This window comes from Streptomyces sp. NBC_00663 (assembly GCF_036226885.1).
Taxonomy (GTDB): Bacteria; Actinomycetota; Actinomycetes; order Streptomycetales; family Streptomycetaceae; genus Streptomyces.
The window spans coordinates 5371161-5396340 of record NZ_CP109027.1 but is presented as its reverse complement, the minus strand read 5'-3'; the positions used below and the strand labels follow the sequence as shown (position 1 = coordinate 5396340).

24 protein-coding genes and 2 pseudogenes are annotated in these 25180 nt (G+C 70.8%); 15 read left to right on the top strand and 11 right to left on the bottom strand.

Annotated features, from left to right (window positions below; translation table 11 throughout):
* Positions 1-195: 195 nt before the first annotated feature.
* The 3 genes from OG866_RS24605 to OG866_RS24595 all read right to left on the bottom strand — a co-directional run bounded on the left by OG866_RS24605 (position 196) and on the right by OG866_RS24595 (position 5386).
* On the bottom strand, positions 196-1161 hold the full coding sequence (locus OG866_RS24605) for an EamA family transporter (protein WP_329337853.1): 966 nt from the start codon (positions 1159-1161) through the stop codon (positions 196-198).
* Positions 1162-1277: 116 nt separating this feature from the next.
* The gene (locus tag OG866_RS24600; protein ID WP_329337852.1) at positions 1278-2402 is read right to left on the bottom strand and encodes a lipid II:glycine glycyltransferase FemX; all 1125 of its coding nucleotides are present in this window, start codon (positions 2400-2402) and stop codon (positions 1278-1280) included.
* Between the two features lie 71 nt (positions 2403-2473).
* Positions 2474-5386, bottom strand: coding sequence for an FAD-binding and (Fe-S)-binding domain-containing protein (locus tag OG866_RS24595; RefSeq protein ID WP_329337850.1), 2913 nt, complete (start codon positions 5384-5386; stop codon positions 2474-2476).
* 215 nt (positions 5387-5601) lie between these two features.
* Between OG866_RS24595 and OG866_RS24590 the strand changes: the two genes are divergently transcribed.
* From OG866_RS24590 to serC, 7 genes are all read left to right on the top strand, one after another.
* The gene (locus tag OG866_RS24590; protein WP_329337848.1) at positions 5602-7404 is read left to right on the top strand and encodes a sensor histidine kinase; all 1803 of its coding nucleotides are present in this window, start codon (positions 5602-5604) and stop codon (positions 7402-7404) included.
* Positions 7401-7808: a roadblock/LC7 domain-containing protein gene (locus tag OG866_RS24585; protein ID WP_329337846.1), complete on the top strand. Its 408-nt coding sequence runs from the start codon at positions 7401-7403 to the stop codon at positions 7806-7808. The genes OG866_RS24590 and OG866_RS24585 overlap by 4 nt, the downstream gene beginning before the upstream one ends.
* Complete coding sequence (locus tag OG866_RS24580) at positions 7805-8152, top strand: DUF742 domain-containing protein (protein WP_329337845.1); 348 nt, start codon at positions 7805-7807, stop codon at positions 8150-8152. Before OG866_RS24585 ends, OG866_RS24580 begins: the two co-directional genes overlap by 4 nt.
* Positions 8133-8771 carry a GTP-binding protein gene (locus tag OG866_RS24575; protein WP_329337843.1) on the top strand — a complete coding sequence of 213 codons (639 nt, stop codon included), beginning with the start codon at positions 8133-8135 and terminating at the stop codon, positions 8769-8771. Before OG866_RS24580 ends, OG866_RS24575 begins: the two co-directional genes overlap by 20 nt.
* Positions 8768-9973, top strand: a complete 1206-nt coding sequence (locus tag OG866_RS24570; RefSeq protein WP_329337841.1) for a cytochrome P450 — start codon at positions 8768-8770, stop codon at positions 9971-9973. The genes OG866_RS24575 and OG866_RS24570 overlap by 4 nt, the downstream gene beginning before the upstream one ends.
* A gap of 46 nt (positions 9974-10019) precedes the next feature.
* Positions 10020-11282, top strand: a complete 1263-nt coding sequence (locus OG866_RS24565; RefSeq protein WP_329337839.1) for a cytochrome P450 family protein — start codon at positions 10020-10022, stop codon at positions 11280-11282.
* An 87-nt stretch (positions 11283-11369) separates the two neighbouring features.
* Positions 11370-12488: a phosphoserine transaminase gene (gene serC / locus OG866_RS24560; protein ID WP_329337836.1), complete on the top strand. Its 1119-nt coding sequence runs from the start codon at positions 11370-11372 to the stop codon at positions 12486-12488.
* 68 nt (positions 12489-12556) lie between these two features.
* Here serC and OG866_RS24555 read toward each other — a convergent pair whose 3' ends face one another.
* Complete coding sequence (locus tag OG866_RS24555; protein WP_329337835.1) at positions 12557-13492, bottom strand: NADP-dependent oxidoreductase; 936 nt, start codon at positions 13490-13492, stop codon at positions 12557-12559.
* A 66-nt stretch (positions 13493-13558) separates the two neighbouring features.
* Here OG866_RS24555 and OG866_RS24550 point away from each other — a divergent pair, with 66 nt between their 5' ends.
* On the top strand, positions 13559-13981 hold the full coding sequence (locus OG866_RS24550; RefSeq protein WP_329337833.1) for a winged helix-turn-helix transcriptional regulator: 423 nt from the start codon (positions 13559-13561) through the stop codon (positions 13979-13981).
* A gap of 37 nt (positions 13982-14018) precedes the next feature.
* On the opposite strand, the pseudogene OG866_RS24545 reads toward OG866_RS24550, so the two are convergent.
* A pseudogene (locus OG866_RS24545) lies at positions 14019-15532 on the bottom strand (cellulase family glycosylhydrolase).
* A gap of 115 nt (positions 15533-15647) precedes the next feature.
* Positions 15648-16643 (bottom strand): WD40 repeat domain-containing protein, encoded by a 996-nt coding sequence (locus OG866_RS24540; RefSeq protein ID WP_329337832.1) that lies wholly within the window; start codon positions 16641-16643, stop codon positions 15648-15650.
* A gap of 94 nt (positions 16644-16737) precedes the next feature.
* Between OG866_RS24540 and OG866_RS24535 the strand changes: the two genes are divergently transcribed.
* The 3 genes and pseudogenes from OG866_RS24535 (at position 16738) to OG866_RS24525 (ending at position 17778) form a co-directional block, all read left to right on the top strand.
* A complete protein-coding gene (locus tag OG866_RS24535) occupies positions 16738-17421 on the top strand; it encodes an SGNH/GDSL hydrolase family protein (RefSeq protein WP_329337830.1) in 684 nt (227 codons plus the stop codon).
* A gap of 39 nt (positions 17422-17460) precedes the next feature.
* Positions 17461-17621, top strand: a pseudogene (locus OG866_RS24530) (Uma2 family endonuclease); the annotation flags it as partial.
* Positions 17622-17667: 46 nt separating this feature from the next.
* On the top strand, positions 17668-17778 hold the full coding sequence (locus OG866_RS24525) for a DUF397 domain-containing protein (RefSeq protein ID WP_329337829.1): 111 nt from the start codon (positions 17668-17670) through the stop codon (positions 17776-17778).
* Here the strand turns inward: OG866_RS24525 and OG866_RS24520 are convergent.
* A complete protein-coding gene (locus tag OG866_RS24520) occupies positions 17775-18704 on the bottom strand; it encodes a nuclear transport factor 2 family protein (protein ID WP_329337828.1) in 930 nt (309 codons plus the stop codon). The genes OG866_RS24525 and OG866_RS24520 overlap by 4 nt on opposite strands.
* 120 nt (positions 18705-18824) lie before the next feature.
* Here OG866_RS24520 and OG866_RS24515 point away from each other — a divergent pair, with 120 nt between their 5' ends.
* Positions 18825-19817 carry an aldo/keto reductase gene (locus OG866_RS24515; RefSeq protein ID WP_329337827.1) on the top strand — a complete coding sequence of 331 codons (993 nt, stop codon included), beginning with the start codon at positions 18825-18827 and terminating at the stop codon, positions 19815-19817.
* A gap of 196 nt (positions 19818-20013) precedes the next feature.
* Here OG866_RS24515 and thpR read toward each other — a convergent pair whose 3' ends face one another.
* Entirely contained in the window at positions 20014-20586 is a 573-nt protein-coding gene (gene thpR / locus OG866_RS24510) for an RNA 2',3'-cyclic phosphodiesterase (RefSeq protein ID WP_329337825.1), read from the bottom strand.
* A 34-nt stretch (positions 20587-20620) separates the two neighbouring features.
* Between thpR and OG866_RS24505 the strand changes: the two genes are divergently transcribed.
* Positions 20621-21142 (top strand): GNAT family N-acetyltransferase, encoded by a 522-nt coding sequence (locus OG866_RS24505; RefSeq protein ID WP_329337824.1) that lies wholly within the window; start codon positions 20621-20623, stop codon positions 21140-21142.
* Positions 21143-21174: 32 nt separating this feature from the next.
* Here OG866_RS24505 and OG866_RS24500 read toward each other — a convergent pair whose 3' ends face one another.
* Positions 21175-22524 carry an MFS transporter gene (locus OG866_RS24500; RefSeq protein WP_329337822.1) on the bottom strand — a complete coding sequence of 450 codons (1350 nt, stop codon included), beginning with the start codon at positions 22522-22524 and terminating at the stop codon, positions 21175-21177.
* A gap of 24 nt (positions 22525-22548) precedes the next feature.
* Positions 22549-22986, bottom strand: a complete 438-nt coding sequence (locus tag OG866_RS24495) for a MarR family winged helix-turn-helix transcriptional regulator (RefSeq protein WP_329337819.1) — start codon at positions 22984-22986, stop codon at positions 22549-22551.
* 145 nt (positions 22987-23131) lie between these two features.
* On the opposite strand from OG866_RS24495, the gene OG866_RS24490 reads away from it, so the two are divergent.
* Entirely contained in the window at positions 23132-23320 is a 189-nt protein-coding gene (locus OG866_RS24490) for a ribbon-helix-helix protein, CopG family (protein WP_329337818.1), read from the top strand.
* On the opposite strand, the gene OG866_RS24485 is transcribed toward OG866_RS24490, so the two are convergent.
* Complete coding sequence (locus OG866_RS24485) at positions 23313-24707, bottom strand: NCS2 family permease (protein ID WP_329337816.1); 1395 nt, start codon at positions 24705-24707, stop codon at positions 23313-23315. The two genes, OG866_RS24490 and OG866_RS24485, sit on opposite strands and share 8 nt — an antisense overlap.
* A 143-nt stretch (positions 24708-24850) precedes the next feature.
* Between OG866_RS24485 and OG866_RS24480 the strand changes: the two genes are divergently transcribed.
* Positions 24851-25120 carry a DUF2530 domain-containing protein gene (locus OG866_RS24480; protein WP_329337815.1) on the top strand — a complete coding sequence of 90 codons (270 nt, stop codon included), beginning with the start codon at positions 24851-24853 and terminating at the stop codon, positions 25118-25120.
* Positions 25121-25180: the final 60 nt, after the last annotated feature.

Genomic DNA, 25180 nt, shown 5'->3' with positions numbered 1-25180 from the left:
GGCGGCAGGGCAGCGCGGATCTGCCAGAGCCCGAGACACCGAGAACATGGCGGCACAGGCCGACCAGACCCCGACGTGCCGGAAGCAAGGCGGCGCGGACCGGCCAGACCCCGAGGCGTCAAGAACATGGCCGCGCGGACCGGCCGGAGCCCTGGGCACCGTGAAGAACAGGGCGCCCGGACCGGCCAGAGTCGCTCAGGGCTCCTCCGGTAGTGCCACCGGTGTCGTCGGCTTCGCCCGCCCCGTCTGTGTCAGGACCACGCCCATGCTGGCCGCGATGACCAGGGCGATGGCGAGCGCCTCCGTGGTGGAGAGGGCCTGGCTGAGGACGAGGAAGCCGGCGGTGGCGGCGATCGCCGGTTCCAGGCTCATGAGGATGGCGAAGGTGGACGCGGGCAGGCGGCGCAGGGCGCTGAGTTCGAGGGTGTAGGGCAGGACCGAGGAGAGTACGGCCACCGCCGAGCCCAGGGCGAGGGTCGTGGGGTCGAGAAGCTTGGTGCCGGACTCGGCGATCCCGAGCGGCAGGAAGACCAGCGCCGCGACCACCATGGCGAGGGCGAGCCCGTCGGCCTGCGGGAAGCGGCGGCCGGTACGGGCGCTGAAGACGATGTACGCCGCCCACATGGCGCCCGCGCCCAGGGCGAAGAGGACGCCGACGACGCCGAGGCTGCCGAAGCCGCCACCGCTGAGGAGCATGACGCCGGCGAGGGCGAGCCCGGCCCAGACCAGGTTGATCGCGCGGCGGGAGGCGAGGACCGAGAGGGCCAGCGGGCCGAGGACCTCCAGGGCGACCGCCGGGCCGAGCGGGATGCGGGCGATGGACTGGTAGAAGAGGCCGTTCATCCCGGCCATCGTGAGACCGAAGACGATCACCGTGGCCCAGTCGGCGCGGCCGTGTCCGCGCACCCGCGGCCGGCACACCACCAGCAGCACGATTGCCGCCGCCAGCAGCCGCAGCGTGACCACACCGAGCGCCCCGGCCCGGGGCATCAGGCTCGCCGCGAGGGCGCCGCCGAACTGCACGGAGACGCCCGCGGACAGCACCATGCCGATGGAGCCGAGGGAGGCCCGGCGCGGCGGCGCGCCTGCCGGCGGCTGGGCGGCGGAGGTCTGGGCGGCCGGGGTCGCCGAGGGCGAGGCGGCGGTGCTGGGGGTGCTCACGGGGCCTTCCAGGGGTTCGACACACGGGTCGTTCATCGGGATGTACTGTCCAGTCCAGAGTAATGGACTCGGTCAGTAACGTGAACCCCTTTTGCCACTGACCCGCGACAGCCCCGCTAGCGCCGCGCCATGTACAGGTCCAGCGCCTTGTGCAGCAGCCGGTTGAGCGGGAAGTCCCACTCCCCCAGGTACTCGATGGCCTGACCGCCGGTGCCGACCTTGAACCGGAGCAGGCCGAGGAGGTGGTTGGAGTCCTCCAGGGTGTCGGTGATGCCGCGCAGGTCGTAGACGGCGGCGCCAAGCTCGTGGGCGTCGGTCATCATGCGCCACTGCATGGCGTTGTTGGGCTGGACCTCGCGCTTGCGGGCGGTGGAGGCGCCGTAGGAGTACCAGACGTGCTCCCCGACGGTGAGCATCGTGGCCGCGGCGAGGAGGTCGCCGTCGTGGCGGACGAGGTACAGACGCATGCGGTCGGGGTGTTCCGCGTTGAGTACGGTCCACATGCGCTGGAAGTAGGCGAGCGGGCGCGGGATGAAGCGGTCGCGTTCGGCGGTCTCGGTGTAGAGGGCGTAGAACGCCGGAAGGTCCTCGTGGCCGCCCCGGACGACCTCCACGCCCGCCTTCTCTGCTTTCTTGATGTTGCGCCGCCACTGCTGGTTGAGACCGCCGTGGATCTCGTCCAGGGACCGCCCGGCGAACGGGACCTGGAACACGTACCGGGGCTGTCCGGCGGCGAAGCCGTCCTCGCCGCCCGGTTCCGTCTGCTGCCAGCCGGCCCGCCGCAGCCGGTCGGCGACATCGAAGGCACGGGGTTCGTACGAGGTCGCCTCGGCGTCCCGCAGCCGCCGGGCGGCCGGGTCGGCGATCGCGGCCTTCACGGCGTCGGCGCTCCAGCGGCGCACGACGACGGGCGGCCCCATCTTCACCGAGAACGCGCCCTGCCGCCTGAGATGGGCGAGCATCGGCTCCAGCCAGCGCTCGCCGAGATCGGCGTCGTACCAGTCGATGACCGGCCCCTCGGGCAGATAGGCGAGGTACTTCCGCAGCTTCGGCACCGGCCGGTACAGCACCAGCCCCGCCCCCACCAGCCGCCCCTCCTCGTCGGACCACCCCAGACTCTCCGCCCGCCAGTCCGGCTTCACCTCACCCCAGGAGGGGATCTGGGTGTGGCTGGCGGAGGGGCGGGCGGCGATGAAGGCGAGGTGGTCGGGGCGGGAGATGGGGCGGACGCGGAGGGCCATGCGCGGGCTCCTTCAGACAGGTGAGCCCACCAGGCTATAGATCATGTGCCGCGTCAGCCCGACGCCGGCCGTCAGACCCCCGGCCTCTCTCCCGGCCTCTCTCCGGGGTTCTCATCCGTTTCCAGCGCCTCCGCCAGCACCTCCGCCAGATGCCGCCCCCGCACCCCCGCCAGCTGTTCCAGCTGGGTCCGGCAGGAGTAGCCGTCCGCCAGGATCGCCGCGCCGTCGGGCGCGTCGCGGACCGCCGGCAGCAACTGGTCCTCCGCGCAGGCCCGCGACACCTCGAAGTGCCCCGCCTCGAAGCCGAAGTTGCCCGCGAGGCCGCAGCAGCCGCCGGCCAGGTCGCCTTCCAGGCCCGCCGCTTCGCGCAGCCGGCGGTCCGCGGTGTCGCCCAGGACCGCGTGCTGGTGGCAGTGGGTCTGGCCGGCCGCCGGGCGGTCGACCCGCGGAGGCGTCCAGCCGGGGGCCAGCCGTTCCAGTGCCTCGGCGAAGGTGAGGACACGGGACGACAGCACGGCCGCGCGCGGGTCGTCGTGGAGGAGTTCGGGCAGGTCCGTGCGGAGGGCCGCCGCGCAGCTGGGCTCCAGGACGACGACCGGCAGGTCCGTCGCCAGCACCGGTGCCATCAGGTCGAGGGTGCGGCGCATGACCGTACGGGCGCGGTCGAGTTGGCCGGTGGAGACGTACGTCAGCCCGCAGCAGACCCGGCCGCGGCGGGCCGTGAGCGGGGCGAAGGCGGGTGAGGGGCGCAGGGTGGGCGGCAGGATCAGGGACAGGCCCGCCGCCTCCAGGACCCGGACGGCCGCCTGCCCCACCTCGGGGGACAGATGCTCGGTGAAGGTGTCCGGCCACAACACCACCGAGGCGCCGGCACCGGTACGCCCCGCCCGGCGGGCGGCCACCTCACCCCTGGCCCCGCTGTCGGCCGTGTCCCGCTTCGCCCACCAGCGGGTGAACGTCTCCCCCGCCAGCCGTGGAATCTGCCGCTCCGGCGCGATCCCGCCCAGCCGCTTCGCCGCCCCCGCAAACGGCCGTACGGCCGCCAGGGCGTTGACCAGCCATGCGGTGTGCGTACGGGCCACCGCGCGCAGCCACATCGGGAGCCGGCCCATCGTGTAGTGGGCGGGCGGCCTGCGGCGGCCGGCGTAGTGGTGGTGGAGGAACTCCGCCTTGTACGTGGCCATGTCCACCCCGACCGGGCAGTCCGACCGGCATCCCTTGCAGGACAGGCACAGGTCGAGCGCCTCGCGCACCTCCTCCGAGCGCCAGCCGTCGGTGACCACCTCGCCCGCGAGCATCTCGTGCAGCAGCCGGGCGCGCCCGCGCGTGGAGTGCGCCTCCTCGCCGGTCGCCCGGAACGAGGGGCACATGACGCCCGCTGCCGCCACGGATGTCGTACGGCACTTGGCGACGCCCACGCAGCGACGGACCGCCGCCGAGAAGTCGCCGTCGTCGGCGGGGTAGCCGAAGGCCACGTCGACCGGCTCGCGCGGGAGGACGGAGAAGCGGAGGTTGGCGTCCAGGGGGGCCGGGCGGACCAGCATGCCGGGGTTGAGGAGGTCGTCGGGGTCCCAGACGCCCTTAACCCGCTCGAAGAGGGACACCAGCTCGGCGCCGTACATCCGCGGCAGCAGCTCGGCCCGCGCCTGTCCGTCGCCGTGCTCCCCGGACAGCGAGCCGCCGTACGCCACCACCAGGTCGGCGAGCTCCTCCGAGAAGCGGCGGAAACCGGCGACGCCCCGGTCGGTGAGCAGGTCGAAGTCGATGCGGACGTGGATGCAGCCGTCGCCGAAGTGGCCGTACGGCGTCCCGCGCAGCCCGTGGTCGGTGAGGAGGCTTCTGAAGTCCCGTAGATACGCGCCCAGTCGGGGTGGCGGCACCGCGCAGTCCTCCCAGCCGGGCCAGGCCTCGGAGCCGTCCGGCATACGCGTCGCCGTGCCGGACGCGTCCTCCCGGATGCGCCACAACGCCCGCTGCCCGGCCGGGTCGGTCATCACCAGCGCGTCCACGACGTCCGCCGCACGCACGACGGTCTGCGCACGCGCGCGTGCCTCGGCCTCGGTGTCTCCGCCCGTCTCCACGAACAGCCAGGCCCCGCCCCGCGGCAGCGCGGCCACCGAGGGCACCAGGTCGGCCGCCATGCCCTCCACGGTCAGGGGGTGGTGGGGCAGCAGCCCGGCGGCGGCCTCGGCGGCCGCGCCCTCGTCCACGTACCCCAGCACGGCCAGCGCACGCGCGCGGGGGGCCTCCACCAGCCGGACCACCGCCTGGGTCAGCACCCCGAGGGTGCCCTCGCTGCCGCAGAAGGCGCGGGCGACGTCGGCGCCGTTCTCCGGCAGCAGCGCGTCCAGCGCGTAGCCCGAGATGCGGCGAGGGAGGGCGGGGAAGCCCGTGCGCAGACGGGCCAGGTCGCCCGACACCAGGTCGCGCAGGCCGTCCGGGGCGCCGGCCCAGTCCTGCCCGAGCCTCAGCCGCCGCCCGCGCGCGGTGATCACGTCCAGCTCCCGGACGCTGTCCGCGGTCGTGCCCCAGGCCACCGAGTGCGAGCCGCAGGAGTTGTTGCCGATCATCCCGCCGAGCGTGCAGCGGCTGTGGGTGGAGGGGTCGGGGCCGAAACGCAGGCCGTGCGGCGCGGCGGCGTCCTGGAGGCGGTCCAGGACGAGGCCCGGCTGGACGACGGCCGTACGGGACCCGGGGTCCAGGGAGAGCAGGCGGTTCATGTGGCGGGTGAGGTCCAGCACCACCCCGGTGCCGGTGGCCTGACCGGCGATCGACGTGCCGCCGCCGCGCGGCACCACCGGCACGCCGTGCTCCCGGCACACCTCAAGGGCCGCCGCCACGTCGTCGGCGTCCCTGGGTGCCACGACACCCAGCGGGACCCTCCGGTAGTTGGACGCGTCCATGGTCATCAGCGCCCGGGACGTGACGTCGAAGCCGACCTCACCCCGGACGGCCGCCCGCAGCGCCGACTCGAGATCCGTCATGGCTCAAGCATGCATCCGACCACTGACAGTGACGGCACACCGACCGTGACCGTGCGCCGACTGATGCGCCGTCACCCCGCGTCACCGGAACCTGTGAACGCCTCCAGAACCTTCCCAATTTGATCACCAACTCTCATATAGTGACCGCCTATTGAGCGACAGGTGTCGCTTCTCGCCCAGGAACAGACAGCGGCCCCCTACCAAGGACCCGACTCATGACCGCCCCCAGCCTGCCCGGCGAACGACCCACCGCCCGTACCCTCCTGCCCGCCCCGCTGCTCACCGCCGTGCTCGCCGCGCTCGCGGTCGCCGGCGCGGTGGCCCGGGCGCCGGAGTCGGAGCGCGTCCCGCTCGCCCTCGGCACCGGCATCGGCGCCCTGCTGCTGACCACGGCCGTCGCCGTGGCCGTCCACGCCCTGCAGAACGCCCGGATCACCCGCCGCCGCCTGGAGGCCGTCACCCTCGACGCCGGGCGGCTGTTGCAGGACCGGGCCCGGCAGAGCACGGAGTTCGACCAGGAACGGGTGCAGCTGACCGAGGAGCTCACCCATGAGCGGGTCCGGCACACCACCGAGCTCGCCGAGGAACGCGCCCGGCTCACCGCCGAGTTGGAGGACGAGCGCGCCCGGCTCACCGCCGCGAACGCCCGCCTGACCGAGCGCGCCCGGCGCGCCGAGCAGGAACGCTCCACCGCCCTGTCCGCCACCGCCAACGCGGCGAGCCGGATGCAGGCGCTGGCCACCGGGATGCTCGCCGACCTGCGCGCCATGGAGGAGCGGCACGACGACGAGGACGTCCTCGCCGACCTCCTCCACCTCGACCACCGCACCGCCCAGGCCAGCCGGCTCGCCGACTCCGTCGCCGTCCTCACCGGCGCGCGCTCGGGCCGCCGTTGGGCCCGGCCCATCGCCATGGAGTCGATCCTGCGCGGCGCGATGGGCCGCATCAGCGGCTACCGGCGGGTGCGGGTGCACTCCGCCTGCGAGGCCGCCGTCGCCGGGCACGCCGCCGAAGGCGTGATGCACGCGCTCGCCGAACTCCTCGACAACGCCGCGAACTTCTCACCCCCGACCGCCGAGGTACACGTGTACGTCGAGGAGGTCCCGGCCGGTGTCATCGTCTCCGTCGAGGACAGCGGCCTGGTCATGGGCGACGTCCAACTCCGGCGCGCCGAACGGGCCGTGTCCGGCGACGACGCCGAACTCGGCGGCCTCACCGGCACCCGTCTCGGCCTCGCCGTCGTGGGCCGCCTGTCCCGCAAGTACGGGCTCACGGTCTCCTTCCGTCCCTCGGCCCGTGGCGGCACCGGCGTCCTGGTCCTCGTACCGCAGGACATCCTCGTACCGGAACAACTGGCCGCCCGCCCGCCGGGGGCACTGACGCTTCCGCAGACGGAGACGGCGGTGACGGCGGAGACCGCGGAGTCGGTGGAAGGTACGGAGGTACGGGGCGACGCCGCCGGACCGGACCCGAGCACGGGGACGGAGGCGGCCCCGCACACGCCGTCCGCCCCCGCCCCCGACCCGGTCCCCACCCACGAGTCCCCCCGCCACAGCGCCGCCACCCTCCCCGACGACCTGCCCACAGGCCGGTCCGAAAGCCGGTCAGAGGGGCTCCCCGACGGCCTGCCCAAGCGCCGCCGGGGCCGCGCCCTCGCCGAGGCCGAGCGGGAGCAGCGGGAACGGCTCCGCGCGCGTGCCGCCGAGACCGCCGGGTCCAGTGGGCCCACCGGGTCCACCGGCGCCCCCGGGTCCGGCGGACACGCCAGGCCCAACGCGAGCACCGCCCCCGGCGCCCCTGGCGCGCCCGGCGCCCCTACCGACGACACCCCCACCCGCGCCATCCGCTTCAGCAGCTTCCGCCAAGCCGTGCGCGGCTCGCTCTCCGACCAGAGCGACCCCGCCACTCCGGCCGAAGAGAGCCGCGAAGAGGCGCGCGAAGAGGTCCGCGAAGCGACCCCCGAACCGTCCACCCCGTCCACCGCACACCCCACCCCGGAAGGCGACCCCACGTCATGACCGGCACGACCACCGCCGACGAGAAGCTCACCTGGCTCATCGAGGGCCTCCTGGAGCGCACCCCGGGCGCGCGGCACGCGCTCGTCCTCTCTCGGGACGGACTGAAGTTGTGCCGGACGCCGGAACTCACCGTCGACCAGGCCGACCAGCTCGCCGCGATCGCCGCCGGCATCCAGGCCCTGTCGCAGGGCGCCTCCGTGGAGTTCGGGGACGGCACCGGAGGCGTGCGGTCGGCGATGACCGAGTTCTACGGCGGCGTCCTCTTCATCGTCGAGGCCGGTGAGGGCGCTCATCTGGCCGTCGTCACGACCGAGGAGGCGGACGCCGGTCTCGTCGGGCACAACATGAGCGAGCTCGTCGAACAGCTCGGCGCCCATCTCACCGCGCAGCCCCGGTCGTCATGAGCCGCCCCGGCAGGGACGACTCACCCGACCGTCTGTACACCCTCACCGGTGGCCGCGCGCACGCCACTCCGGACAGCCCCTTCGACCTGGTGACGCTCGTGGTCGCCGAGTGCGATCCGACCACCGGCATGCAGTCGGAGCACGCGGCGATCCTGAAGCTGACCCAACTGCCCACGGCGGTCGTCGAGTTGGCGGCCGAGCTGAAGCTGCCGGTGAGCATCACCAAGATCCTGCTCGGCGACCTCCTCGCGGCGGGCCGCGTCAGCGCCCGCCACCCCCGCAAGGCCGCCGTCCCCGATCCCGACGTCCTGGAACAGGTGCTCGTTGGACTCCGCAACCTCTGAAGCAGCCTCCGAGGCAGCCGCTCGCACCCCCCTGGGTGCCACCGCCGACAACGGCCTCAAGATCGTCGTCGTCGGCGGTTTCGGCGTCGGCAAGACCACCCTCGTCCGCTCGGTCAGCGAGATACGTCCCCTCAACACCGAGGAGACGATGACCCGGGCCGGCGAGCACCTCGACGACATCAGCGAGGTCCGGGACAAGAAGGCGACCACCGTCGCCTTCGACTTCGGCCGGATCACGCTCGACGCCCGCAATGTGCTGTACCTCTTCGGCGCCCCCGGCCAGGAGCGGTTCTGGTTCCTGTGGGACCGGCTGTTCTCCGGGACGCTCGGCGCGGTCGTCCTCGTCGACACCCGCCGTATCGACGACAGTTGGTACGCCATCGACCGGCTCGAACACCACGGCACGCCGTTCATCGTGGCCTGCAACGACTTCGGCGGCCCCGCCTACGCCCCGCAGCAGATCCGCGAGGCCCTCGACCTCGACCCGCACATCCCGCTGCTCGACTGCGACGCCCGCTCCCGGGCCTCCGGCAAGCAGGTGCTGATCACCCTGGTCGAGCACGTCAAGAACACATACGCCCACCAAGCCCCCGTCCTCGAACAGGAGTTGACCCGGTGACCGCTCCCGTACCCCTCGGCGGCCCCAGGTTCCAGACCGAACCGGCGCAGCTGTACCGGGAGATGCGGCGCGACCACGGTGCCGTGACGCCGGTCGTGCTCGACGGTGACATACCGGCCTGGCTGGTGCTCGGCTACCGCGAGCTGCACCAGGTCACCGGTGACCCGGTGCTGTTCAGCCGGGACTCCGAGCTGTGGAACCAGTGGGACCGCATCCCCGACGACTGGCCGCTGCTGCCGATGATCGGCCGCAAGCAGCCGTCGATCCTCTACACCGTCGGCGAGCGCCACCGTGAGCGCGCCGCGATGATCAGCGAGGCGCTGGAGGCGGTGAGCCCCGCCGAACTGCGCGCCTATGCCGAGCGGTTCGCCGACGAGCTGCTCGACGCGGTGTGCGCCGAGGGCGAGACGGACATCATCGGCAACTACGCGATGCTGCTGCCGGTACGGGTCCTGGCCCGCCTCTACGGCTTCTCCGACGAGCAGGGCCCGGGCCTGGTCACCGCACTGAACGACATGATCGACGGCCGGGAGCGGGCCATCGCGGGCCAGACCCATCTGGCCACCTCGATGTTCCAGCTCCTCGCCGACCGGCGCGCCCAGCCCGCCGACGACGTCGTCTCCCGCATGCTCGCGAACCGCAGCGGGTTCACGGACGAGGAGATCGCCCAGGACCTGATGGTGATGATGGCGGCCGGGCACCAGCCCACCGCCGACTGGATCGGCAACTCGCTGCGGCTGATGCTGACCGACAGCCGGTTCGCGGCCTCCCTGTTCGGCGGCCGCAACAGCGTCGCCGACGCCATGAACGAGGTCCTGTGGGAGGACACGCCCACCCAGAACGTGGCCGGGCGCTGGGCGTCCCGCGACACCCAGCTCGGCGGGCGCCGGGTCCGCGCCGGAGACCTGCTGCTGCTCGGCCTCCAGGGCGCCAACTCCGACCCGCAGGTGCGCACCGACGGCTCCACGCTCACCGGCGGCAACAGCGCGCACTTCTCCTTCGGACACGGCGAGCACCGGTGCCCCTTCCCCGCGCAGGAGGTCGCCGAGGTCATCGCGCGGACCGGCATCGAGGTCGTCCTGGACCGCCTGCCCGACATCGACCTCGCGGTCCCCGCCGACACCCTGACGCGCCGCCCCTCGCCCTGGCTGCGGGGCCTGTCCGCACTGCCGGTCCGCTTCACACCCGTACCGGCGCGCTGAGCCCCACGCCTGCCCTCACTCACGCCGTCCGTCTGGAGACACCCCTATGACCACCGACCCGGAACAGACCCCTGCCCCGGAACAGACCCGCATAGCCCTCGACCCCTTCGTCACCGACCTGGACGGGGAGAGCGCGCGGCTGCGCGCGGCCGGTCCGCTGGCCGCCGTGGAGCTGCCCGGCGGCGTCCCCGTCTGGGCGGTCACCCACCACGCCGAGGCGAAGGCCCTGCTCACCGACCCCCGGCTGGTGAAGGACATCAACGTCTGGGGCGCCTGGCAGCGCGGCGAGATCCCCGCGGACTGGCCGCTGATCGGCCTCGCCAACCCGGGCCGCTCGATGCTCACCGTCGACGGCGCCGACCACCGCCGGATGCGCACCCTGGTCGCCCAGGCGCTCACCCCGCGCCGGGTGGAGGAGATGCGGGAGCGGATCACGGCGCTCACCGAGAAGCTCCTCGACGGCCTGGACAGCGGCGACAGCGGCGACACCGTCGACCTCAAGGCGGCCTTCGCCTACCCCCTGCCCATGTACGTCATCGCCGACCTCATGGGCCTGGCCGAGTCGAAGCTCCCCCGCCTGAAGGAGCTGTTCGAGAAGTTCTTCTCGACGCAGACGCCGCCCCAGGAGGTCATCGCCACGCTGATGGAGCTGGCGGGCATCATGGCGGAGACGGTGGCCGCCAAGCGCGCCGAGCCCGGCGACGACCTCACCTCGGCCCTCATCCAGGCCTCCGAGAACGGCGACCACCTCACCGACGAGGAGATCGTCTCCACCCTCCAGCTGATGGTCGCGGCCGGCCACGAGACGACGATCTCGCTCATCGTCAACGCGGTGGTCCAGCTGTCACTCCACCCGGTCCAGCGCGCCCTGGTCCTCGCGGGCGAGGTCGACTGGTCCTCGGTCGTCGAAGAAACGCTCCGCCACTCCACCCCCACCTCCCACGTCCTGATCCGCTTCGCGACGGAGGACGTCCAGGTCGGCGACCAGACCCTCCCGGCGGGCGACGCGCTGATCGTGTCGTACGCCGCGATCGGCCGCGACGAGCAGGCCCACGGCCCCACGGCGGGCGAGTTCGACATCACCCGGACCTCCCCGAACCGCCACATCAGCTTCGGCCACGGCCCGCACGTCTGCCCCGGCGCCGCCCTCTCCCGTCTGGAGGCGGGCGTGGCCCTCCCGGCCCTCTACGCCCGCTTCCCGGCCCTCGACCTGGCGGTCCCGGCGACGGAACTCCGCAACAAGCCGGTGGTGACCCAGAACGACCTCTTCGAGCTGCCGGTACGGCTGACGGCACCGCAGGAGTCGTAGATCCCGACAAGTCCACGAGCCGGCGGCGTCGTCTCATCGAACGGACACGTTTCCGTCCGGTTTCACCGAGGAGATACGCTCCGGCTCGTGGCTGAGATCCAGATTCCCGCTGACATCAAGCCCGCCGACGGACGTTTCGGCGCGGGCCCCTCCAAGGTGCGTGTCGAGGCGCTGGACGCCCTCGCCGCGACCGGTACCTCCCTGCTCGGCACCTCCCACCGCCAGGCCCCGGTCAAGAACCTGGTCGGCGCGGTGCGCGAGGGGATCTCCGAGCTGTTCTCGCTCCCCGAGGGCTACGAGGTGATCCTCGGCAACGGCGGCTCCACCGCGTTCTGGGACGTCGCGACCCACGGTCTGATCGAGAACAAGTCGCAGCACCTGAACTTCGGCGAGTTCAGCTCGAAGTTCGCCAAGGCGGCCAAGCTCGCTCCCTGGCTGGCCGAGCCCACCGTCATCGCCTCCGACCCGGGCACCCACCCGGAGCCGCAGGCCGAGGCGGGCGTCGACGTCTACGCCTTCACGCACAACGAGACCTCCACCGGTGTCGCCGCCCCGATCAAGCGCGTGGCCGGTGCCGACGAGGGCTCGCTGGTCCTGGTCGACGCCACCTCCGGCGCCGGCGGCCTCCCGGTCGACATCGCCGAGACCGACGTCTACTACTTCGCCCCGCAGAAATCCTTCGCCTCCGACGGCGGCCTGTGGATCGGCGTCTTCTCCCCGGCCGCGATCGAGCGCGCCGAGCGCGTCCACGCGTCCGGCCGCCACGTCCCGGAGTTCTTCTCGCTGCCGACGGCGATCGACAACTCCCGCAAGAACCAGACGTACAACACCCCGGCCCTCGCCACCCTCTTCCTGCTCAACCAGCAGCTGGAGTGGATCAACGGCCAGGGTGGTCTGGCGTGGTCGACGGCCCGTACGAAGGACTCCTCGACGCGCCTGTACACCTGGGCCGAGGAGAGCAAGTACGCGAGCCCGTTCGTCACCGACGCCGCCAAGCGCTCGCAGGTCATCGGCACGATCGACTTCGCCGACGAGATCGACGCCGCCGCGATCGCCAAGGTCCTGCGCGCCAACGGCATCGTCGACACCGAGCCCTACCGCAAGCTCGGCCGCAACCAGCTCCGCGTCGCGATGTTCCCGGCGATCGACCCGGCGGACGTCGAGGCGCTGACGAAGTGCATCGACTACGTGATCGAGAAGCTGTAAGTCACAGCAGTCGTACGACGATGAAGGGCGCCCGGTGACGAACCGGGCGCCCTTATCTCGTCCGTCCGTCACGGCACCAGCACGAGCTTGCCGGTCGTCCGCTTCTCCTCGATCGCCCGGTGTGCCGCGGCGGCCTCCGCCAGCGGATAGGTCCGCTCGACCGTCACCCGCAGCCGCCCCGCCTCGATCCGCTCGGTGATCTCCGACAGCAGCTCGCCCGCGGGCTCGGCGGTCACCCACACATAGCGCAGCCCGCGCTCGGCGGCCTGCCCCTCATCGACCCCCGGGTCGATCGCCGCGCCCACGAGCAGCCCGCCGGGCCGCAGCACATCCAGCGACCGCTGCCCGTACGCGCCCCCGACCAGGTCCAGCACCACGTCCACCGGCGCCACCGCGTCCCGGAAGTCCACGGCCGTGTAGTCGATCACCTCGTCGGCGCCGAGCTCCCGCAGCCAGGCGTGCTTGGCCTCCCGTGCCGTACCGACGACAAACGCGCCCAGCTCCTTGGCCAGCTGCACCGCGACATGCCCCACCCCACCGGCCGCCGCGTGGATCAGCACCCGGTCGCCGGGCCGCACCCGGGCAAGGACGGACAGGGCCGTCCAGGCGGTGACCGCGACCAGCGGCACGGCGGCGGCCTCCGCCAGGCCGAGGTTCTTGGGCTTCGGCGCCAGCACGGCGGCCGGTACGGCGGTGTACTCGGCGTACGCCCCGCGCGGGGAGAGCGGCAGCAGCCCGTACACCTCGTCCCCGGCCCCGAACCGCGTCACGCCCTCCCCGACCCGCTCCACGACCCCGGCCACGTCGTTGCCCGGCGTCCACGGCAGGGTCACCAGCTCCGGCACCCGCCCGGACCGCAACACCGTGTCCCCGGGGTTCACCCCGGCACCCCCGACCCGCACCAGCACCTCACCGGGCCCGGGCTCGGGCACGTCGGTCTCGGCATACGTCAGTACCTCGGGGCCGCCGAACGCGGACTGGACGATGGCATGCATACGGTTCATGCGCTCATCCTCGGCCGCCGCAATCCCCGCGCGGAAGAAGGCACTTCTCTGGTATCGAGGTTCCTCATGGATACCGGCTTCGACCTCAGAGAACACGGCGGCGTGGACGTCTTCCTGCGCGACTGCCCCACCCGTGCCGTGCTGGAGGTGATCGCGAGCAAGTGGACCATGCTGGTGCTGGTGGCCCTGGAGGACGGCAGCCCGATGCGCTTCACCGAGCTGCGCCGCCGCCTGGACGGCGTGACCCAGAAGGTACTGACCTCGACCCTGCGCTCCCTGGAACGCGAGGGCCTGCTGGCCCGCACGGTCTACCCGACGATCCCCCCGCGCGTGGAGTACCGACTGACCGGCCTCGGCCGGGAGGTGGGCGCCCTGATCCAGCACATCACCGACTGGTCGCAGGCCAACATCGACACCATCCGCGCGGCCCGCCGCCAGTTCGACGAACGCGCCGAGGCCGAGCCCGATCCCCTTCCCGTACGACGGTGAGGGCGCCCGGCACCCACCGGGCCGGGCGCCCCGCCGCTCAGGTCGCCGTGCAGCTCACCGTCGGCACACCCCCGCCCCCGGGGGCACCGCCGAACCCGAAGCTCGCCGAACCTCCCACGGCCACCGCCCCGTTGTGCGCGGCGTTGGTCGCGGTGACCGTCGCCCCGGACTGCGTGTAGGACGCGTTCCACATGTTGGTGATCTTCTGGGAGCCACTCCAGGTCCAGGTCACCTTCCAGGAACTCAGCGCGGTGGTGCCGGAGTTGGTGACCTTCACCTCGGCGTTGAAGCCGCCGCCCCAGTCACTGCTGACGGTGTAGGCGGCGGTGCAGGCCGCGGTGCCCCCGCCGGGATCGCCGGGATCGGTGGGACCGCCCCCGCCGCTCGGGAAGCCCGGTGCCTTGATGCTCGCCAGATACCCGTCCTTCACGGTGTCCACGGTCTGCCAGTCGTCCTTCAGGATCCCGCCGGTGTCACCGGAGTTGGGGTTCCACGACCAGAAGGTCCAGTGGAAGGAGTCCGACCCGTAGGTCGAGGTCGGCCGCAGATACGAGACCAGCGCCGCCAGCCACTTCTGGTCCACGGTCGACTGGAGCGTCGTACCGAACTCCCCCACCCACACCGGGGCGATGTTCTGCTTGAAGATGTAACCCCAGTACTTGTCCCAGATCCCCGGCATGTTCGCGGGGAAGGACGGATCGCTGAACCAGCTCTGCTGGGCGACGCTCGTGGCGTAGTCGTGGGCGGAGTAGACGACCCGGTTGGCGACGTTCAGGTTCACCGGGTACTGGCCGACGCCCATCAGGTGCCGCCCCACCAGCCGGAGACACCGTTGAAGGTCTGCACGCCCTCGACGAAGATCAGCAGGTCGGGGTTGACGGAGAGCACCGCGTTGCCGGCCCGCTGGGCGGCGAGCCGCCAGTCCGTGGCCGTGTCGCCGCAGCCCCAACAGGCGGGGTCATGGGGCTCGTTGTGCAGGTCGATGCCCACGACGGTGTCCTGGCCGAGGTAACGGGTGGCCAGGGCCTTGAGGTTGGCGATCCAGGTCGACTCCGGCACCGCGGAGGTGTACCAGAGCGCGGACTGGCCGCCGGAGTCAGGGCGATGCCGGTCGAGGATGACCTTGAGGCCGTCGTGTCCGGCGTACGCGACGATCTTGTCCAGCACGCCCAGGGAGTTGAGCCCCTGGAGGTCGGCGTTCTTGCCGCTGCTGAAGTCGATGCTGTTGGGGACGGCCCCCGACTTGAGGATGTCGTCGCTGTACGGGATGCGGATGGTGTTGTATCCCAGCGATTTCATCTGGTCGATCATGGACTTGTAGTCGCGGGACCAGAGGCCGTGGACGACCTGGTTGCTGGTCTCGAAGCCGAACCAGTTGATCCCGGCGACCCGGACCGCCTGCCCGTCCTTGTCCAGGATCTGCCGGCCACTGGTATGCCAGTAGCCGGCACCCGCCGCGGCCTCGGCCGCCTGAGCCGCCGGCTGCACACCGGCCAGAAGCGGTAACAGAAGCGCCGCCGCGCACAACGCTCTTCGCAAGGTGCGGAACATGTCGCTGCCTTCTCTCGGGGATACGGGCCCGGAACGGGTGGGAGCGCTCCCACACCCGCACCCCCATGGAAGACAAGCCACATGAACACGTCAAGACATCGGGCGCCGCGGTAATTCACCGCCGGGGCCGCAGCAGCCTCCGGAACCCGAACACGACGGCGACGACGGCCGCGACGGCGAGGGCACCGACCTTGACGGTGCCGTTGCCGCCACCGCCGTCATCGCCGCCATCCTGGGCCGAACCACCGCCCCCGGAAGGCGAATCGGACGACCCGCCACCCCCCGGCGCGTCCTGCGCCACCACTTCGCTCCCCTCGCCCTCACTCCCGAGCATGAGCTTCGTGCCGTCGGCGGAGTAGCTGACGGACTCCCCCTGCCCGAGGGGCACGCTCAGCCGCCCCTCCCGCTTCAGGTCGCCGCCGTTCCAGTCGTACCAGATACCCCCGAAGTACCCGCGTACGGCGAGCTGTTGGCCGTCCGGCGAGAAGGCGGCGTCGGTGGCCCAGAGGTCGACGGGCTTGACGGGCTTGAAGACGTTCGTGCCGGACGTGGAGAGCTGGGCGGGCCCTTCGTAGAGGTGCCCGCCGTCCTCCTGCTTGTCGATGATGTAGACGCGCCCGGTCTTGGGATGGACGATCATCGACTCGGCGTCCCGGGAGCCGTCGGTGTACTTCACGACGTACTGCTTGGCGCGGATGGTCTGGTCGGTGAGGTTCTTCGGCTCGGGAAGCTGATAGATCCAGACATACGGCCAGCTCACACCGTCGTTGTCGCCGATGTCCCCGACGTAGATCTGGTTGTCCGGCCCGATCGCGATGGCCTCGACGTCCCGCTGCTGCCCGACCCCGGCGAGGGTGATGCGGGCGACGGTCTTCCCGGTGCCGCTGTCCACGGCGTAGAGGTAGCTGCCGGTGTCCTGGTCGTTGTGCGTCCAGTAGATGCCGGGGTGCTGGTGGGAGGCGGCGAGGCCGCTGGACTCGGTGATCCGGGAGTCCTCGATGGTGAAGTCCTGGTCACCCTTGCCGTCCCCGTCGGCGGCGACGGCGGCGGGGGCCGCGCCCATGAGAAGGAGCAGGGCGGAGGCTCCGACGACACCCAGTAGCGCACGCATGCGGTCAAGCTTGCCATCCCCGGATGGGGAGGGATGGTGATCACGTGGTGACTGTCACACCCCGCCTCGCGCCGTGATCGTTCATCATGAGCGGATGCTCAGGTTCATGCCCGTCGGCGATTCCATGACGATCGGAAGCGCGGGCGACCACACATGGCGTTACCGGATGTGGCAGCACCTGTGCGATACGTACGGCGGCCCGTTCGCCGTGGTGGGCCCGCGCGAGACCCTGCACGACAAGGCGACGGACGCGCCGACGTCGTACGAGTACGCCGACCCCGACTTCCCCACCGCCCACCTGGCGGGGTGGGGCGAGGGCTGGCTCCACATGACGCCCCTGATCGGCGAGGTGGTGCGGACCTGCCGGGCGAATGTCCTCCTCGTCTCCCTGGGCCTGATCGACCTGGGCTTCTACACGAACGCGGAGCAGACGGCGGAGAACGCGCGCGCCTTCATCGCCGCGGCGCGGGAAGCGAACCCCCGCGTCCGGATGGTCGTCCTCCCCGTGCTCACGAACGTACGCGTCGAGGAGGACGCCGAGTTCGCGGCCCAGGTGACTCTCTTCAACGAGCTGCTGGCGAAGGCGGTCGCCGACCTGGACGAGCCGCGCTCGCCGCTGCTGCTGGCGTCGCCGCCGGAGTCGTACGACTTCACCGTCGACACGTACGACGGGACGCATCCGAACGCCGACGGTGAGCACAAGATCGCGGGTGCGTTCGCGGAGGCGATGTACCAGGCGTGGGGATGGGGACAGACGTACGAGGCCGGAACAGACTGACTGAATCGGCGCACCTCGGTCACGGGGAGGAGCGCCACGATGACCGTCCTTGAAGACAGGATCGAGATGGCCGACGCCGGCGCCGACACCGAGCGCGCTTGGACGAGTGGTTCGAGCGGCTGGAGCGGATGCCCGTCCCCGAGGGTTACAGGGTCGAGATCGTCGGGGGCAATGTTCACATGACGCCACAAGCATCAACTACGTTCTCGAAGAGAACACACTGACACACCCATTAGGTGGCTCGAAGTGGCCGTCACCCCCGCCACCATCCACGTCCGCGACTCCAAGACCCCCGAGACCCACCCCGTCCAGATCACCCCCGCAACCTGGACGAGGTTCGTCAACTCCCTCGCCTAGAACATCCCGTTGTCGTTCGCCGAAGTCGCCGGCACGTCCTGGATCACATCCCAGTGCTCGACGATCTTCCCGCACCGCACCCGGAACAGATCCACGATCGCCTGCCCCCGCTCCCCCGGCGCGTTCACGTAGTGGCTGTGGACGGCGACCAGATCACCCTCGGCGATGACCCGCTTCGGCGTGACCTTCAGCTGCGGGAACTGCTTGAAGAACGCGCCCAGGCCTGACTTCACACCCGCCACGCCATTCGGGATGTTCGGGTTGTGCTGGTCGTACTCGGGGCCCCAGTACCGGTCGATCGCCGACAGGTCCTTCTTCACCAGCAGTTGGTCGAACGCGGACGTCACCAGCTTCTTGTTGTACGCGGTGAGAAAGCCCGGCCCCGGCTGCTCCGTCCGCGGCCAACTCACCGTCGAGAACATGTCGTTGCCGTTGGCGGACGTCTCCGGCACATTCTGGCCGACGTCCCAGTGCTCGGCGATCTTCCCGTCCTGGAACCGGAAGATGTCGAACACCGCGGTGCCGCGCGTCCCCGGCGTCAGGACGACGTTCGAGTGCACCAGCACGAGGTCGCCGTCGGAGATCACCCGCTTGATGTCGTACTTGGCGTCGGGGAACTGCGCGTGTACGGCCGTCGCCAGCCCCTTCAGCGTCTCCGCCCCGTCCGGCGCGAGCGGGTTGTGCTGGATGTAGTCCGGCCGTACGAAACGGTCCACGACCTCGGTGTCGCCGCGCTCGAACACGCCCTTGAGGACGCGGACAACGACATCCTTCTGGTGCTCAAGGCGGGCGGAGGCGCCGTGGTCGGCCCGAGCGGAGGAAACGGCGTGGGGCGATGCGAGCGCCGGTACGGCGGCGGGGCCCAGGACGGCGGCGGACGCGACGAAGGCGACGAGCGTCTTGCGGAAAGACCCGGTGGGGGGCATGGGCACTCCTGGAGTGATATTGAAAGTTCAAGATCTCACTTGCCAAAGGAAAGCACTAACTTCCAGTTAGCGTCAAGGCTCCTTGCCTAGAGCGCACTCCACGCCGTTGGCTAAGAAGTCATGAAGTACACGCAGCTCGGACGCACGGGACTCAAGGTCAGCCGGCTCGTCCTCGGCACCATGAACTTCGGCCCGCAGACGGACGAAGCCGACAGTCACGCGATCATGGACGCGGCGCTGAACGCGGGCATCAACTTCTTCGACACCGCCAATGTGTATGGCTGGGGCGAGAACAAGGGCCGTACCGAAGAGATCATCGGCAACTGGTTCGCCAAGAACCCCGCCCACCGCGACGCGACCGTCCTCGCCACCAAGGTCTACGGCAACATGGCCGCCGACGGCGAGGCCTGGCCCAACCACGACAAGCTCTCCGCGCTGAACATCCGCCGAGCCGTGGACGCCAGCCTCAAGCGGCTCCAGACCGACCACATCGACGTCTACCAGTTCCACCACGTCGACCGCGCCACCCCCTTCGAGGAGATCTGGCAGGCGATCGACGTCCTGATCCAGCAGGGCAAGATCCTGTACGCCGGTTCCTCCAACTTCCCGGGCTACAAGATCGCCCAGGCCAACGAGATCGCCGCCCGCCGTGGCGGCACCATCGGCCTCGTCAGCGAGCAGTGCCTCTACAACCTCTTCGAGCGCCGCGCCGAGATGGAGGTCATCCCGGCCGCCCAGGAGTACGGCCTCGGCGTGATCCCCTGGTCGCCGCTGCACGGCGGCATGCTGGGCGGGGTCATCAAGAAGGAGGTGGCGGGCGGTCGCCGCACGTCCGGCCGTACGGCGGAGGCGCTCACCAATCCGGCCGTGCGCGCGCAGATCCAGTCGTACGAGGATCTCCTCGACAAGCACGGCCTGGAACCCGGCGAGACGGCCCTGGCCTGGCTCCTCACCCGCCCCGGCGTCACAGGCCCGATCGTCGGCCCGCGCACCGCGGACCAGCTCGCCTCAGCGATCCGGGCCACGGAACTGGAACTGAGCGAGGAACTCCTCACCGACCTGAACGAGATCTTCCCGGGCCCGGGTCCGTCCCCCGAGGCCTTCGCCTGGTAATCACCGGTCAGGGCAAACGCCCCCAGGGGCGCGGGGAACTGCGCGACCAGCCACCTCGGGCCCGCAGCCGACAAACCGGCCCGCAGTTCCCCAGCCCTACTTACCGAGCGCCGCCGCCAACGCGACAACGCCAAACATCAGCACCAGCACAACGGCCATGATCCGGTTCCGGGTCTTCGGGTCCACGCCCCCGAGCCTAACCGGCCCCTCCGAACCCCCACCGACCGACCACCTCATACCGAGGCTGCTCCCCCGGCACCCCCGACCGCGGCAGGCTGCTCCGCACGAGCGCCAGCTCGTCCACGGTCCACGCCCGCCCTTCAAAACCACCCAGCGCCGTCACATACGGCCGCACATCCACCTCCGACCGGCTCCGCGCCACCGTCAGATGCGCCTTGTACCGCCGGTGCTCCCCCATGTCGACGCCCGCCTTGCGTCCCGCCGCCTCCGCCCGCTCGGCCAGCAGCCGCAGCGCCGCCATGTCCCCGTCGGCGCCGATCCACAGGGCCCGCCCCCGCCCGAACTGCCCGCCCCGATGCAGGCCCAGCGGAAACGGACCGGTCCGCCCCGCCGCCCGCTCCAGCCTCGCCGACAGTTCGGGTACGACGTCGTCCTCGACCTCGCCGTAGAACGCCAGCGTGAAGTGCCACCCGGGTCGGCCGGTCCAGCGCAGCTCATCCGCCCCGGGCAGCTGCTTCAAGCCGTCCAGTTCGGCGGCCAGTTCCTCGGCCACGTCATCCGGCGGCAGCACGGCGGCGAAAAGTCTCATGTCGCTCACCTTGGCAAAGATCTACGCTGCCGTCATGGCGATCACCATCAGGAACGGCGACCACGACGACATCCCCGCGATACTCGGCATGCTGGACAGCTGTGTGGAGTGGCTGGTCTCACAGGGGCGTACCGGGCAGTGGGGGTCCAAGCCGCTGTCGGAGAGCCCGAAGACGCTCGAATCCGTCACTCGGTACATGGACGACGGCGTCACCTACATCGCCGAGGTCGACGGCGTACCGGCCGCCACCCTCAGCCTCACCGGCGCGCCCGGCGCCTATCTCGCCCATCTCCCGGCGCCCGGCGAGCCCGAGCGGTACATCCACTGGCTCGCCTCGGAGCGCCGCTTCAAGGGCCAGGGGGTGGGGAGCGCCCTCATCGAACACGCGGCCGAGGAGACCCGGCTGGCCGGGATCGGACTGCTCCGCGTGGACTGCTACGCGGGCGACGACGGCAAGCTCGTCCGCTACTACGAGAACAACGGCTTCAGCCGCGTCGAGGCCTTCACGGTCGGCGAGCAGCAGTGGCCGGGGCAGCTGCTGGCCCGGAGGGTCTAGCGGGTCCAGCCCCCGGGCCGGCCGTCTTTGACTTACGCCGCCGCCGCCAGCTGCTCCTGCGCCTCGCGCGGGACGAAGCGGACGTGCGGGTGGCCGTGGTTCCAGCCCACCGACAGCCGCAGGTTGCCGAGCCGGGCCAGGGCCAGGCCGATGACGATCGCGGCGGCGGCGGCGATCGCGCCGCCCACCGCCATGCCGGCCCGCACCCCGTACGCGTCGGTGATCCAGCCGGCGATCGGGGCGCCCAGCGGGGCGCCGCCCATGAACACCATCATGTAGAGGGACATCACCCGGCCGCGCATGGCCGGGTCGGTGCTCAGCTGGACGCTGCTGTTGGCGGTGACGTTGACGGTCATGCCGAACATGCCGATCGGCATCATCAGCAGGGCGAACAGCCACAGGGACGGGGCGATGGACGCCACTATCTCCAGTGCGCCGAAGGCCACCGCGCCCACCACCAGCACCCGCAGCCGGGCGGTGCCGCGGCGGGCGGCGAGGAGGGCGCCCGCGAGGGAGCCGATCGCCATGACGGTGTTGAAGAGGCTGTAGGAGCCGGCGCCCGCGTGGAAGACGTCGTCGGCGAAGGCGGACAGGTAGACCGGGAAGTTGAAGCCGAAGGTCGACACGAATCCGACCAGCACGATCGTCCAGATCAGGTCAGGGCGGCCCGCGACATAGTGGAGCCCCTCCCGCAGCTGGCCCTTGCCGCGCGGGGCGCGCCGCACGGCGTGCAGGTCGCGGGCGCGCATCAGCAGCAGGCCGGTGATCGGCGCGATGAAGCTGAGGCCGTTCGCCAGGAACGCCCAGCCGGTGCCGACGCCCGTGATCATCAGACCGGCGACGGCCGGGCCGACCAGGCGGGCCGACTGGAAGTTCGCGGAGTTGAGGCTGACGGCGTTCTGGAGCTGGTCGGGGCCGACCATCTCGGAGACGAAGGTCTGCCGGGCCGGGTTGTCGACGACGGTGGCGAGGCCGACGGCGAAGGCGGCGACGTAGACGTGCCAGACCTCGACGTGGCCGGTCAGGGTGAGGAAGGCGAGCGCCAGGCCGGTGAGGGCCATCGCCGACTGGGTGACCAGAAGGGTGGGGCGCTTGGGGAGACGGTCGACGAGTACGCCGCCGTAGAGGCCGAAGAGGAGCATCGGCAGGAACTGGAGTGCCGTCGTGACACCGACGGCGGTCGCGGAGCCGGTGAGGCTGAGGACGAGCCAGTCCTGGGCGATGCGCTGCATCCAGGTACCGGTGTTGGAGACGACCTGCCCCAGGAAGAAGAGGCGGTAGTTGCGGTTCCTGAGCGAGCTGAACATCGAGGACTTGCCAGGGTCCTCAAGGGTCGGGGTGGACGGTGCGGGGGCGGAGTCTGCTCCGGATCCCGTACTCAAAAGGGTTCGCCTCCTCAAGACGGACTACAGGTGTGCGAGCTTCTCCAGCACGGGGGCGGCGGCGCGCAGTTTCGCCCACTCGTCCTCGTCGAGACCGTCGACCAGGGCGGCCAGGAAGGCGTTGCGCTTGGCGCGGCTCTCGGCGAGCATCGCCTCCGCCTGCTCCGTCTTCGTGACGACCTTCTGGCGGCGGTCCTCGGGGTGCGGCTCAAGCCGGACCAGGCCCTTGGCCTCCAGCAGCGCCACGATGCGGGTCATCGACGGCGGCTGTACGTGCTCCTTGCGGGCGAGCTCGCCCGGGGTGGCCTTGCCGCAGATGGAAAGGGTGCCCAGGACCGACATCTCGGTAGGGCTCAGCGACTCGTCGACCCGCTGGTGCTTGAGTCGGCGTGACAGTCGCATCACGGCGGAGCGGAGTGAGTTCACGGCGGCTACGTCGTCGCCATGGGTAAGGTCCGGCATCTCTTTAGGGTAACTCATTACTCTCGCTAAACAAGCGGCGGTGCACGGTGATTCCCGTGACTCAGGCCACTGAAACGGCGACGTCACTCGTACGAGTGAGCCGACGGCGGAAAGTGAACGGCGCCCCGTCGCGACCTAGACCCTCGTGTTCATGGGGACCAGCGTGCTCAGCCTGCGGATAGACGGGGAGCTGCTCGACCGGCTCCGGGACCATGCGGCCAAAAGGGGAATGAGCGTCCAGGACTATGTGGTCCGGACGCTCATTCGGGACGACTTCGACGAGCGGTTCCAGACCGCCGTCGAGGAGACAGAGAAGTTCTACGGCGTCACGTGAGGCCGAGCGCCGGCATCAGGTAGTAGAAGGCGAAGACGGCGGAGACGACGTACATCGCGACCGGGATCTCCTTGCCCCGGCCGGCCGCCAGCCGCAGCACCACGAAGGTGATGAAGCCCATGCCGATGCCGTTGGTGATGGAGTAGGTGAACGGCATCATCACCATCGTGATGAAGGCCGGGATCGCGATCGTGTAGTCGGCCCAGTCGATCTCCTTGACCGAGTTGGCCAGGATCATGAAGCCGACCGCGAGCAGCGCCGGGGTGGCCGCCTGGGACGGGACCATCGTGGCGACGGGCGTGAGGAACAGCGCCACGGTGAAGAGGCCGCCGGTGATGATGTTCGCGAAGCCGGTGCGGGCGCCCTCGCCGACGCCGGCCGTGGATTCCACGAAGGCCGTGGTGGCGGACGAGGAGCTGGCGCCGCCGGCCGCGACCGCGAGGCCGTCGACGAAGAGGACCTTGTTGATGCCGGGCATCTGGCCCTGTGCGTCGGTCAGCTTGGCCTCGTCGCTGACGCCCATGATCGTGCCCATCGCGTCGAAGAAGCACGACAGCAGCACGGTGAAGACGAAGAGGATGCCGGTCAGCACGCCGACCTTGTCGAAGCCGCCGAACAGGCTGACCTCGCCGATGAGACCGAAGTCGGGGGTGGCGACCGGGTTGCCGGGCCACTCGGGCGTGGTCAGGCCCCAGGACGGGATGGTGGCGACGGCGTCGATGATCATCGCGAGGACGGTCATGGCGACGATCGAGATCAGGATCGCGCCGGAGACCTTGCGGACGAGGAGCGCGAGCGTGAGCAGCGCGCCGAGGATGAAGATCAGGACCGGCCAGCCGTTGAGGTGACCGTCCCCGCCGAGCTGGAGCGGGACGGTGGTGTGCGCGGCGTCCGGGATGCGGGAGACGAAGCCGGAGTCGACGAGCCCGATCAGCATGATGAACAGGCCGATACCGATGCTGATCGCCTTGCGGAGGCCGAAGGGGACCGCGTTCATCACGCGCTCGCGCAGGCCCGTCGCGACCAGCAGCATCACGATGAAGCCCGCCAGGACCACCATGCCCATGGCGTCCGGCCACGACATCCGGGGCGCCAGCTGGAGGGCGACGACCGAGTTCACACCGAGACCGGCGGCCAGCGCGATCGGCACATTGCCGATGACGCCCATGAGGAGCGTGGTGAAGGCCGCGGTGACACAGGTGGCGGTGACGAGCTGGCCGTTGTCGAGCTGGTGCCCGTACATGTCCTTCGCGCTGCCCAGGATGATCGGGTTGAGCACGATGATGTAGGCCATCGCGAAGAAGGTGGCGAAACCGCCGCGGATCTCTCGGGGCAGTGTGCTGCCCCGCTCCGAGATCCTGAAGTAACGGTCAAGGGCGGTCGACATTGGATGTTCCTACGATGAGAAGTGGACAGACGCAAACGGTTTCAGTATGAACATATGAGAGCCGGGATGCCTATCTCCGCGCGTAGACCGGCGCGCCCGCACGCGCCTCCGGCCGCTCCGCGATCGCCTCGTAAGCTGTGCCCATGGCGAAGTGGACCCCGCAGCACGAAGCACCGGAGCCCCTGGAGGGCCCCATCGTGCCGACGATCATCGGCGGCACGATCCTCTGGTTCGTCCTCTTCCTCGTCCAGCTCCCCTTCTACGGCTGGTTCGACGACCGCGGACACGCCTGGTGGGTGTGGACCTGCCTGGCCGGCGCGGGCCTCGGGCTGATCGGCATCTACTACGTCCGCAGGCGCGACGCAGCCATCAAGCGGGCCGAGGCCGCCGGGGCCCTACGGGAAGCCGAGTAGGCCCGTACTACCTGGGCACCACTCGGCCCTGCCGCCTCTCCTCCCCAGGTCGGAACTTCC